This window comes from Mycobacterium sp. (genome assembly GCF_039583785.1).
Classification (GTDB): Bacteria; Actinomycetota; Actinomycetes; order Mycobacteriales; family Mycobacteriaceae; genus Mycobacterium.
In genome coordinates, this window is record NZ_JAVKSG010000089.1 from 1 (window position 1) to 10,778 (window position 10,778).

The 10,778-nt window shown below is 61.6% G+C and carries 11 protein-coding genes and 1 tRNA gene; 3 read left to right on the top strand and 9 right to left on the bottom strand.

Going from position 1 to position 10,778, the window contains the following annotated elements; genetic code table 11:
• Window positions 1-111: 111 nt before the first annotated feature.
• A tRNA-Phe gene (locus ABDV69_RS18635) sits at window positions 112-188 on the top strand.
• 23 nt (window positions 189-211) lie between these two features.
• On the opposite strand, the gene ABDV69_RS18640 is transcribed toward ABDV69_RS18635, so the two are convergent.
• The 6 genes from ABDV69_RS18640 to ABDV69_RS18665 form a co-directional block, all read right to left on the bottom strand.
• Entirely contained in the window at window positions 212-1,381 is a 1,170-nt protein-coding gene (locus ABDV69_RS18640) for a site-specific integrase (RefSeq protein ID WP_343577071.1), read from the bottom strand.
• The gene (locus ABDV69_RS18645) at window positions 1,381-1,617 is read right to left on the bottom strand and encodes a DNA-binding protein (protein ID WP_343577057.1); all 237 of its coding nucleotides are present in this window, start codon (window positions 1,615-1,617) and stop codon (window positions 1,381-1,383) included. Before ABDV69_RS18645 ends, ABDV69_RS18640 begins: the two co-directional genes overlap by 1 nt.
• Window positions 1,618-1,621: 4 nt before the next feature.
• Entirely contained in the window at window positions 1,622-1,942 is a 321-nt protein-coding gene (locus ABDV69_RS18650) for a hypothetical protein (RefSeq protein WP_343577058.1), read from the bottom strand.
• Window positions 1,935-3,257: an FtsK/SpoIIIE domain-containing protein gene (locus tag ABDV69_RS18655; protein ID WP_343577059.1), complete on the bottom strand. Its 1,323-nt coding sequence runs from the start codon at window positions 3,255-3,257 to the stop codon at window positions 1,935-1,937. The genes ABDV69_RS18650 and ABDV69_RS18655 overlap by 8 nt, the downstream gene beginning before the upstream one ends.
• Window positions 3,254-3,685 (bottom strand): plasmid replication, integration and excision activator, encoded by a 432-nt coding sequence (locus ABDV69_RS18660; RefSeq protein ID WP_343577061.1) that lies wholly within the window; start codon window positions 3,683-3,685, stop codon window positions 3,254-3,256. The genes ABDV69_RS18655 and ABDV69_RS18660 overlap by 4 nt, the downstream gene beginning before the upstream one ends.
• 101 nt (window positions 3,686-3,786) lie before the next feature.
• Window positions 3,787-4,581 (bottom strand): GntR family transcriptional regulator, encoded by a 795-nt coding sequence (locus tag ABDV69_RS18665; protein WP_343577062.1) that lies wholly within the window; start codon window positions 4,579-4,581, stop codon window positions 3,787-3,789.
• A gap of 78 nt (window positions 4,582-4,659) precedes the next feature.
• Here ABDV69_RS18665 and ABDV69_RS18670 point away from each other — a divergent pair, with 78 nt between their 5' ends.
• Both ABDV69_RS18670 and ABDV69_RS18675 read left to right on the top strand, forming a co-directional pair.
• Window positions 4,660-5,091, top strand: coding sequence for an NUDIX hydrolase (locus ABDV69_RS18670; protein ID WP_343577064.1), 432 nt, complete (start codon window positions 4,660-4,662; stop codon window positions 5,089-5,091).
• Between the two features lie 99 nt (window positions 5,092-5,190).
• Window positions 5,191-5,976 (top strand): hypothetical protein, encoded by a 786-nt coding sequence (locus tag ABDV69_RS18675; RefSeq protein WP_343577065.1) that lies wholly within the window; start codon window positions 5,191-5,193, stop codon window positions 5,974-5,976.
• A 271-nt stretch (window positions 5,977-6,247) separates the two neighbouring features.
• Here ABDV69_RS18675 and ABDV69_RS18680 read toward each other — a convergent pair whose 3' ends face one another.
• The 3 genes from ABDV69_RS18680 to ABDV69_RS18690 form a co-directional block, all read right to left on the bottom strand.
• Window positions 6,248-6,970: a SprT family zinc-dependent metalloprotease gene (locus tag ABDV69_RS18680; protein WP_343577066.1), complete on the bottom strand. Its 723-nt coding sequence runs from the start codon at window positions 6,968-6,970 to the stop codon at window positions 6,248-6,250.
• Window positions 6,957-10,043 carry an HsdR family type I site-specific deoxyribonuclease gene (locus ABDV69_RS18685; RefSeq protein WP_343577067.1) on the bottom strand — a complete coding sequence of 1,029 codons (3,087 nt, stop codon included), beginning with the start codon at window positions 10,041-10,043 and terminating at the stop codon, window positions 6,957-6,959. The genes ABDV69_RS18680 and ABDV69_RS18685 overlap by 14 nt, the downstream gene beginning before the upstream one ends.
• Window positions 10,040-10,778: TIGR02391 family protein (locus tag ABDV69_RS18690; RefSeq protein WP_343577069.1), on the bottom strand; the 739-nt coding region annotated here is incomplete at its 5' end. The genes ABDV69_RS18685 and ABDV69_RS18690, both read right to left, overlap by 4 nt.

A 10,778-nucleotide genomic window follows, 5' to 3' on the forward strand; every position in this document is an offset into this window, starting at 1 on the left:
GCCCTGTGGCGCAGTTGGTTAGCGCGCCGCCCTGTCACGGCGGAGGTCGCGGGTTCGAGTCCCGTCAGGGTCGCCATAGGTACGGCACTCCGGATGCAGACAGTGCCTTCCGGCCAGGTAGCTCAGTTGGTACGAGCGTCCGCCTGAAAAGCGGAAGGTCGCCGGTTCGATCCCGGCCCTGGCCACCATCTTTGACCTGCATTGACACGGATTATGCACTCGGTGGATGGTTGATTTCGTCCGGTTCTTGTCCGGTCTTTGGGGTGTGAATCTCAGTCGCGTGAAGATGATCGAGGTTGGTCGCCACGTGGTCTAGTTCGTCGGCATAGAGGTCGCTGTAGATGTTCGCGGTGACAGTTGGCGTGGAGTGGCCCATGGTCTTCTGGACGTAGCGCAGGTCAGCGCCGGACTTGCGGGCCAAGCTGGCGTAGGTGTGGCGCAGTTCGTGAATGGTCAACGGTGCCAGGCCTGTCTTCTTGAGCACGTTGTTCCAGTGAGTGTGCCTACGCCAGTTGTTGGACCTCAGCATTTTTCCGTTGGGTGATGTGACGGCAGGCTCATCGGCAGCGCGGCCGGCGACGCGCGGTTTCAAGGCGTCAACGACGACTTGGGGGAGCGGGATGGTTCGAGTCCCGGCCACCGTCTTGGTGGGGCCGATGACGATCCGGCCTTCGACTTCGGGCGCAGCGCGCCGGACGTACAGACGACGGGCGGGCAGGTCGATGTCCTTGACGCGGAGGCCGACGAGTTCGGACCATCGCAGGCCGGTGTAGGCGAGGATGATCACGACGTCGCCCTGATCGCCGCACGCGGCAGCGAGTTGGTGGACCTCCTTGACGCTCAGATAGCGGTGACGTTCACGCTCGGGGATACGTCCCGCCGAGACGCCGAGGGCCGGGTTGCGGTGAATGCGGCCGTCCTGGTGGGCAACATCGAGAATCGAACGCAAGAGTCGCAGCGTGGAAACCTTCGCCCACGGTCCGACCAGCAGGCCGTCGACGAATGTCTGAACATCTGCGCGGGTGAGTTCGTCGACGGGCACATGGCCGAAGCGGGGTGCGATGCGCAATTCCCAGTGCTGGGTGTAGCCGCTCCAGGTCTTCGGCGAGACCGCGGGTTTCTTTGAATCGGAGAACTGCGTCCAGACCCGGCTCAGCGGCGTGCGGCCAAGGCGTGGATCGAACCGACGAGCGCCGAGTGCAGCTTCGTTGTCTCGTTCGGATTTGAACGCCTTCGCCTCGCGCAGCGTCCGGAATGTGGCCGACGTCTCGACCCAGCCTGATGGCGCTTGAGGATCGCGGACCAGGTATCGCACTTGGTAGCGGGGATCGCCAGCGGCGTTGACGCGCTTACGGATTCCGCGCGGAGTATTGCCGGCCACTATCGACGCACCTGTTTCAACCATGACCGGACTTCGGCGCAGTCCCAGCGGCGTACCCGCTCTGACAGCGTGTAGCAGGGCGGCCCGATTTGTTCGCCGGTGGTTTCCCGAAGCGCGGCCCAGCGGTTGAGCGTTGCGGCTGACACGCCGAGCAGTACTGAAATCTGCTCAGCGGTCAGTAATTCTGGGAAGTTTCCCGTCGCGACGAGAGCCTCCCTGATGCCGTGAGTGACCACTGCGTCACCTCGCTGCGCGGATCGAGTCAAACCAGGCGCGCGTGCGCTGCAAACCGGCGTCGACGTCGGATTGACCGCCTGTAATACCCCAGAGGTCGTATGCCCACCGCTCCAATGCGGAATCCGTTGTCTCGCCGCATCGCTGGAGTTCGACGTCGTCGCCCAGGACCAGAGCGGTGCCCAGGACCTCGCCGCAGGACCATCGATGCCGGTACTCGGCCCATCCGTGTCTGCAGACGAGGTTGGCACGGTGGGTCAGATCATCGGCATGCCGTGCCAGCTGATCCTTGTCAGGTGGTTCGAGGATGGACCAATCGTCACTCATCGCCCTTACCTCCGGCAGTGTGCTTCCGCCCGTACTGCCTTGCAGCGGAGTGAATTTGCTCATCGGACCAGAAGTCGGATCGCACCTTGGTCACTTGGCCGTCCTCGGCGATGACGTAGCCGGTGCCCGGACTCTCAGGGCTGATTCGGTGTGCGGGTGCTGCATCGGCCATCCCGTCGCCGAGAACCATCGTGACTTCGTCTCGGGATCGCAGTCGAAGCGCAATGGTCTGAGTGAACAGGCCCCGCATCGGCAGGACTTCTTTTCGTGGGTCTTGTAGGAACGCCGCAACCACGATTCCCAGCGCACGGCCCTTGGTGAGGATTCGCGACAACGACGCAGCGGCTTCTTTACGCAGGGCCGGGTCGCTCATGTAAGCGGTGGCTCCGGCCAGTTCATCGATCAGCAGCACGACCAGCGGAGCGGATTTGTTCGGACTGTGCTCACGGGTGCGACCTGCCATCGCGGTGCCACGCTTGTCCATCAATTTCTCCAGTGCGGCAAGGGTTTCTACCGCATCGGCCTCTGTGGTCGCGATCTTGGTGAACAATTGAGCGCCGACTGACAATTCGATGCCGTACTTCAGGTCGATGCCCACCAGGCGAACCACATCGGCAGCAACAGCGGGGCCGAGCCCGCCAGCGATGCCCCAGAAGACCGAACCTTTGCCCGCACCTGAGCAGCCCACAGTGAGGGTGTGCCGGCCGCTCAAAGGTAAGGTCCACGCTGACCCGTTTTCGCATCGCCCGAGTGTCACTCGTGTTGTCGCAACTGCCGTCGGCGGTGCCGCGTGACCTATTGTCGACAGCTGTTCCCGCATGACCAGCTCGATCCGGAGCGTCCCGGGCGAGACGACGACAGACCGCGCCGAGTGTGCGCCCGCAGCGTCGCGGATCGCTGGAACCGCGCGCTCCAAGTCTTCGACGGTCTGTCCCATCCGTGCTCGCACCGTCAGGCGCAGACTGGTGTGAGACACGTCTGTTCCCAACAGCTTTGGATGAAACCAACGTGTCGACGTGACCTGGTGGCCTTTGTTGTCGCGGCGGGTGACCTGCTCGGAGGCCGATAAGCCGCAGCGCTTACACAGCCGCTGCCACGAAATGTGTGCCCAGAGCCGCCAGCGCAGGAGCCGGGCAGGGGTGGCGAAGCGTTCCTCGTAGGTATCCGGTGAATGCAGCCGCCAGTAGGTCAGAGCTGCCCCGGTGATGATGACGACGACCGCCATGCAGAGGGCGAAGCTGGTCAGTAAGTGCAGTAGGTGGTCGAACCGCAGGGGCGTGTCGGGATCGATAGTTGTGTACGGGTCGGGGTTCATGCCGACTCCCGACCTGAGTTGGACGCCGTGGACGCCGCGGACGGCTTGCCCGGCGCCTTCATGTCCGAGGCTCGGTATGACCACGCGATCCGGGAGAAGTCGCCCGATCGCTCGATGTACGGCAGGGCCATCAGGCCTTCGAAAACCACGGGGGTGAACGGTGTTCCGCTGGAATTGGTGGGAGCAACGGGTTGCGTTTGTGCGGCGAACTTGACGGTCACCGTCCGGTTGCGCTTGGGTGCGGCCGGGTCGCCGTCGAGTGCTTCGACCTGCCACATTGGTAAGCCGGTGTCGCGGTCCCTCGCCTGTACGCGGTTCTCGCCCGACGACTTGTCGAAGTCAATCATCGGCGTGACCTCTGACACGACGAATGCACCGCACGAGAACACTTGGTCGTGGCCGATCTGGAGCCATTTGGGGATGGACATTGTGAAGCCCTTTCGAGTGGATTGCACTAGATGACTACTTAACCTAGTCGTCTAGAGGAGTAAGTCAAGCATCCGGCGCAGTTGGGTCGTTTGGGGAATTCTCAGCGCGCTGAGAAGTCGTATTCGAGCAGGTAGGCGGATGCGACCTTCACGGTGTCGCACACCTCGACGGCTACGTCGTTGGTGTCGTATGCCGTCCGGACCACTGTCAGAACGGGGGCGCCTGCCGGGAGTTGCAGCGCACGGCGTTCTTCAGGCGTGGGCATTCGCGCGCCGACTTCCTCGGTGAATCGGGCGAGCTTATGGCCGGCCTCTTCGAGTCTTGCGTAGATGCCGCCAGGGCCGGTGTCGACTTGTTCGATCTTGGTGCCCTGGGCGAATTCGGCCGGAATGTACGAAATCGCAGTCTCGACCGGTCGGCCATCGGCGAGGTAACGCCGTGATCGCACGACGACATCGTCATTGGTTGTCAAACGAAGGCGTTCGGCGACAATAGAATTCGGCTTGTCGCGCGCCACGGCTACGTTGTCGACTGTCGGCGTGTAGCCGGATTTCTCTGCTTCAACGGTGAACGCTGCCTTACCGCTGGCGCGATGTCGCCGTGCGAACCGATCAGACGCGAGTCGCCGAATTGGGGGCGAGGGGCGCACGAACACCCCCCGGCCGTGCTCGGAGATCACCAGCCCTTCTGAGCGCAGTTCTTGCACGGCTTGGCGGACTGTCATGCGGGCGACTCCGAAGTGGTCGATCAACGCTGCCTCGGACGGCAGGCGTTCCTCTGCGGATAGCTGGCCCGAGCTGATAGCTTCGCGCAACATGCTGGCGATCTGCCGATACGGCGGTTTGTCGTCCGCCCGGTCGACCTGGCCAAGTTGCAGCACTTGCGAGCCTTCCATTGCATGTCTAGACGACTAGTCTATGAAAACGAGACGCCCATGTCACTACCGGAGTCCGGTCCAGGAATGGAGGAGCGCATGGCAAGCACACCAAAGCACTCGGTCAGCGTCGCGGGCATCGTGGTCCGCGACGACGGCCGCATCCTGGTCATTAGGCGTGATGACAACGGCCACTGGGAAGCCCCGGGCGGCGTCCTCGAACTCGATGAGTCATTCGAAGCCGGCGTTCAGCGAGAGGTTCTGGAAGAGACCGGACTTGCGGTGATAGTCGAACGGCTCACCGGTGTCTACAAGAATCTGACCCAGGGAATCGTTGCGTTGGTGTACCGCTGTCGGCCAGCTGGCGGTGAACCTCGTGCGACCGAGGAGGCGCGTGAAATCCGTTGGATGACAGAGGAAGAAGTGCAGTCTGTGATGACGCCGGCGTTCGGTGTGCGCGTATTGGACGCGTTTGAGGAATACCCGCGGTCACGTGCCCACGACGGATTCAACCTCGTGTCAGGCTCGTGAACGAACGCCACGAAGTGCCCCTAGACACAACCGTACGTATCTAGCGCGGCCCTTCGGCTACCTAACGGACAATGCCGCGGCCTATATAGGCTGCGGCGCATGGGTGGCAGTGAGGATAATCGGGTAGCGGAGTCGGTGCCGGCGCCGACCGTCATCAGACCTGAGCCGGCCAGAGCGACGGCCGTCATGGGAATCCCGCGTATCGGGATCAGGCAGTCGTTTTCTGGCGAGCATCTGTGGAATGCCCGCCTGCAGCTTAGGCTGGCTCAAGCCCGCGAGACCGACCTACAGCGGGACGGCTTCCGAGGGATCGATCGCGAACTCAGGGCTTACGTCGTAGCCGCCGTCCTCGAATCTGTGGCATACCTCGAGGCTCAAGTGAACGCCGTGTGGCAAGACCTTGTGGATGTCGAACCGGCGAACATCCCAACTACCGCCCAACTGCCGCAGATACCGGTTGAGGCAATCATGCGGATGCGAGAGTTGTGGAATACCAACAGGGTTGAACGTTCACTCACCGTCATCGAGAAGTATCAAGTCGCCCTGACCTGCACCGATCAACCCCGCATCGACCTCGGTGCAGAGCCGGGGCAGACGATCGACGCCATCATCCACCTTCGCAACGCACTGGTGCACGACAAGCCGGAACTTCAGTGGCTTGACCAAGATCACCGCCTGCAGAAGCGGTTGGAACCGCGCATCGGCCCCAACCCTCTCACCGACAGCAGCCCCTGGTTCCCGCACCAAGTGCTGACGGCCAAGTGCGCGCGCATCGCCCACGACTCCGCAGTGGCGTTCACCGAGGATTGGCGAAAGCGGATGAACCTTACCTGGAGCACGGTGGATCAAGTCGACGGCTTCACCGACCAACTACCCACCAACTGACCCGCCGCGCGGCACCGCGAAACTACGAGGAGAACTGATCTGGTTTCGGATAGAGAGCGCATACCAGCCGCCCTGGAACGGAAGGGTCCGCTCTGCGGAGTGAGCCGGACGGAAGCTCGTACTTCCAGGCAGTATCCGAAGGAGTTCCGCGACAACGCTGTTCGAGATGCCCAAAATCGCGGTGGCCGAGTGATTATCGGCAGGCTGCCCCCGATTTCGGCGTGCATTCGATGACAGTCATAGCGGCCACCTGTATAGCTCAAAACCATCGTCATGACCAGATTTCCTCAGCGAGGGGCGACTGGTTGAGCAGTTTCCGTCGGCTCCGCCAGTCCGGCAAGTGCCGATCCATCAGCGTGGCGAATCGCTCTCCATGGTTACGTTCGAAGTAATGCATCATCTCGTGGACCACGATGTATTCCAAGCAGTCTGGGTGCTTCTTGGCGAGCTCGATGTTAAACCAAATGTGTCGGGTCTCGCGGTTGCAAGAGCCCCACTTGGTCTTCATGCGGCGGATAGTCCACTTCGGAACGGTGACATCGAGAGCCGCTTCCCACTTGGCGACAAGTTCCGGAATCACCTGGTGTAACTGGTCGCGGTACCACTTGTCGAGGTGGCCGCGCCGCTTGTCGGCGGGCGTATCAGCGGGTACGTAAAGCACTAGACGCTCGCCGTCGACCTCAAGGTGCGCTCGTCCAGGTCGCTCAACAACTTTCAGCCGGCGCCTAACGCCCCACACGTAGTGCGACTCTCCGCTCACCATCTCGCGTTCGGACTGTCGCTCGGCAGACCGCAGCTCGTCGCGCTGCCGTTTGATCCACGATAGGCGCTGGATCACCGCCAGGCGCACCTGATCGTCGTCGAGTCGCGTCGGTGCGGCAACCCGAACGCGGCCCATCGGTGGATAGACGCCGATGTGAAGGTTCTTGATGTCCTTGTAGACGACGTCGACGTCGATGCCGCGGACAGTGAGGTGAGCGTCAGCGGTACTCATCGCGCGCCTTGACCAATTCAAATAGCTGCTCGAGTCGGTCGAAGTCGTCCGGCAGAGTCTGGCTGATTGCCTTTTTGACGACCTTTTCCTTCATGGGGTGGCCAACCCAGTCGTGCGGCTTGCTCGTCAGGATCGCCGTATCCACCTGCTTCGGCATTGTCGGGCTGGGGAAACCGAAGTCGATCAGGGCGCGGCGTGCGCCGTTGTCCGCCCAGTCGGGGTATTGAGTGTCCGATTCCTTGGTGCCGAGTTTCTTGGCCGCATCAAGCAGCTTCGCGAGGTATTCCTGGTAGTCGATCGCCTGCTGGCGGCGCTGCTCGATGATGGCGTCGAGCAACTCGCTCATCTTGTCGTAGTACTTCGGGTTCATCGCCCGTTCGTCGATGATCACCTTGCGCATGTTGTTGGTGATCGTCTCGGCGACCGCTTCGGGGTCCTGCTTGATCCCGACCGGTAGTTTGTCGATCGCACCGGCGCCGAGCTTGGCGATCAGGTCGATCAGACCGGTGTCCTCGAAGTCACTGACGACTTCAGAGGCGCCGGCCTGGATGTAGGTGTCGAGCAGAAACCGCATGCCTGCCTCGTACTGCTTGAAGTCGACGTCCTCACCGGCCCCCAGCTTCACTTCAGCGCGTACGTCGATGTAGTGCGCGATCTCCTTCTTGATCGCCTCGCCCTCGGCGATGCTGTAGCCAGCGTCGGTCATCTCGTTGGCGAGGTTGCCGTAGGCACGGGTGACGGCGGCGACGGCCTTGTACAGCTCGACGCGCTTGGGCTCATTGGCCTTGAGCTGTTCGGCGTTGCCCTGCTCCACGGCGCAGAAGTACTGCTGGTACTGCAGGGTATTCTTTGGCGGCGCAACAGGTTCGACAAGCGCACGGATGCGTTCGAGTGCTTCGTCGAGGTTCTCCCGGGCCTTCTCGATGCGATCCGAGAGAAGCCCTTCGATGTCCTTCTTCTCGTAGCCGTCCAGTGCCCCGGAGGTGTAGTCGGTGATGGCCGATTCGAGCGAGTTGAACAGGTCTTGGTAGTCGACGATATAGCCGTAGTCCTTGTCGTCGCCGTCCAGTCGGTTGACGCGACAGATGGCCTGGAACAGGCCGTGGTCGCGCATCTTTTTGTCGATGTAGAGGTATGTGGCGCTCGGTGCGTCGAAACCGGTCAACAGCTTGTCGACCACGATCAGCAACCGCATCTGGCCGGGGTTCTCGACGAACTGGCGCTTTACCGCCCGCTCGAACTCCTCGACCTTGCCCACGGCGGTGTCTTCGGGTTCGTCGAAGTAGTCGGCCAGCATTTTGCGGTAGATGTCGTACTGCCGGATCTTCTCGGTCTTGCCCGCGCCGGAATCTTCCTTAGCGATGTCGCCGGCGTTGGGGGTGTAGCTGGTGACGATGGCACACTTGCCCTTGAAACCGGCATTGCAGAACAGCTCGTAGAACTTGCATGCCTGGTAGATGCTGGAGCCGACGAGCATGGCGTTACCTCGTCCGTCCATCAGACGGGGCTTGGTCTCCATGTCGACCAGGATGTCGTTGACGATCTGCCTGGCGCGCGGCTCAGCGGAGATCACCTTCTGCATGCTGCCCCAACGCTTCTTGAGCTCGGCCTTGGACAGGTCGGTCATGCCCTGCGTCTTGATTTCGAACCACTTGTCGACCTGTTCGGGGCTGGTCAGCTGCTGGTCGATATTGCGAGCCTCGTACCGCAGGTCGAGCACGACACCGTCGGTGACGGCTTCGTCGAACTTGTAAGTGTGGATTAACGAGCCGAAGGTCTCGATGCTGGTGGCCTTGTCGGCCTTGAGTAGTGGGGTGCCGGTGAAACCGATGAACATCGCTTCAGCCAGTAGCGCCTTCATGGCGGTGTGCATCCTTCCGGACTGGGTACGGTGGGCCTCGTCGACGAAGACGAAGATGTTGCCTTTGGCTTTAAAGCCTTTCGGGATCGTGGCGTGCAGTTCCTTGATGAACTCGGCGGCTGCCTCGTCGTCCTCGTCATCACTGTCCGCGGCGCGGAACTTGTGCACCAGCGAGCAGATCAGCCACTCTTCGCTGGCGTTGAGCGTAACGATGAGGTCGGCGCCACTCTTGGTGCGGTAAATCTGCTCGTTGACGCCGTTGAACACTTTCTCGATCTGGTCGTCGAGTTCGGTCCGGTCGGTAATCAATAACACCCGAGCATCGGGCTGGTTCTCGCGAATCCACTTGGCCAGCCACACCATCGTCAGGGACTTTCCCGAGCCTTGGGTGTGCCAAATGATGCCGCCCTCTCGTTTCGCGACGCGGTCCTGCGCGGCTTTGACGCCGAAGTACTGGCTGTGGCGCGGGCATTTCTTGACGCCTGCGTCGAAGACGATGAAGTTGTGGATCAGTTCGAGCTGACGCTGCTTGTTGCACATCTGCAGCAGCGCTCGGTCGAGCGGATCGCCGGCATCGGAGGGTTCTTTCCATTCCAGCCAGTACTTCTCCGGCGTGTCGATGACGCCGTAGCGCAAGCCTTCGACGTCGTTGCCGGCGAAGACAAACTGCACGGTCGAGAAGAATGACCGGATGAATTCCGGCTTCTGGTTTCCGATTGTCTGTCGGATGCCTTCCGAAACAGCGACTTTGGAGCGTTTGAGCTCTAGCGTGGCGAGCGCGAGGCCATTGACGTACAGCACCACGTCGGGGCGCTTGGCGTGGTGGCCGGCAACGGTGACTTCCTCGACGACGGCGAAGTGGTTGGCGTCGGGGTTCTTCCAGTCGATCAGCCAGACGGTCTCGGTCTGCTCGCCGACCCCAGGCTTCACCTTCACGCCGTAGCGCAGAAGTCCGTAGACGTCTTTGTTCGCCTCGTAGAGGTCGTGGCCGGCACCGACCGAGGCGGCTTTGCCGAGTTGGTCGAGGGCACGGTTGATAAGGTTGTCGTCGTAGCCGCGCGTTCGCAGACTCTCGGTTAGCAGTTCGGTCTCGACGTTCGAGTTGTGCTCGCGGTACTCCCAGCTGCCGAGGTACTCGTAGCCGAGTTTTTCGCGAAACAGCGCGATCACGCGATTCTGGGTTTTGCGTTCGATTTGCCCGACCTCACTCATGAGACTGCCTCCATGTCGGATGCATCAACCCAACGGGCGAGCACGCTCAGGGCAGCCAGGTACTCCAGCGCCTCTTGCTCGCTCAGTTCCTGGTCGACCTCATGGCTTAGTGGATTGCGGATACCGGCGAAGACGCCTTCGGCAAGGGCCATCGCACCACGCTGCACCGACCTATAGGTGTCACTACCGTCGTCCTTCATTCGACGAAGGCGAGCCTTGCCGGCGTCCGGAGCATCCGTCGAGAACGATGCCTGGAGGAGCTTCGTTTCACTCAGGTCACGACGGGCCACCTTGTTCTGGGTTTCCGCGTTCAACTTCTTGATGGCGCCTTCGACTGCCTCACGGTAGTGACCAGACTGCCAGAGTGATGACGCACCGCTCCAGATCCACGGGTGCAACTCGGCCGCAGATAGATCAGGCGCATCCTCACCCAGGTTCTTGCGCACCTCGTCCGCGCGGATTATTGCCTCCCGCGCCCGGATCGACGCCTCGTAATGGACCGACCACTTCTGTCGATCCTTCTTCTTGATCTCGCTTCGCCAACCAGGAACTACTCGGTCAAGAATCTGCTCAACAACCTGCGCACGTTTGACAACCTCGTCCTCGGAGGCCGCCGTCTTATAGCTGTGGAAACCGGCCGAGCCGGGTGGCGAGGGAACATAGGGGCTCTTCGATTTTGACCGGGCAATCAGCATGAAGTCCTGTTTGCGGCCCGCTGTTTGCGGGTGCAGTGGA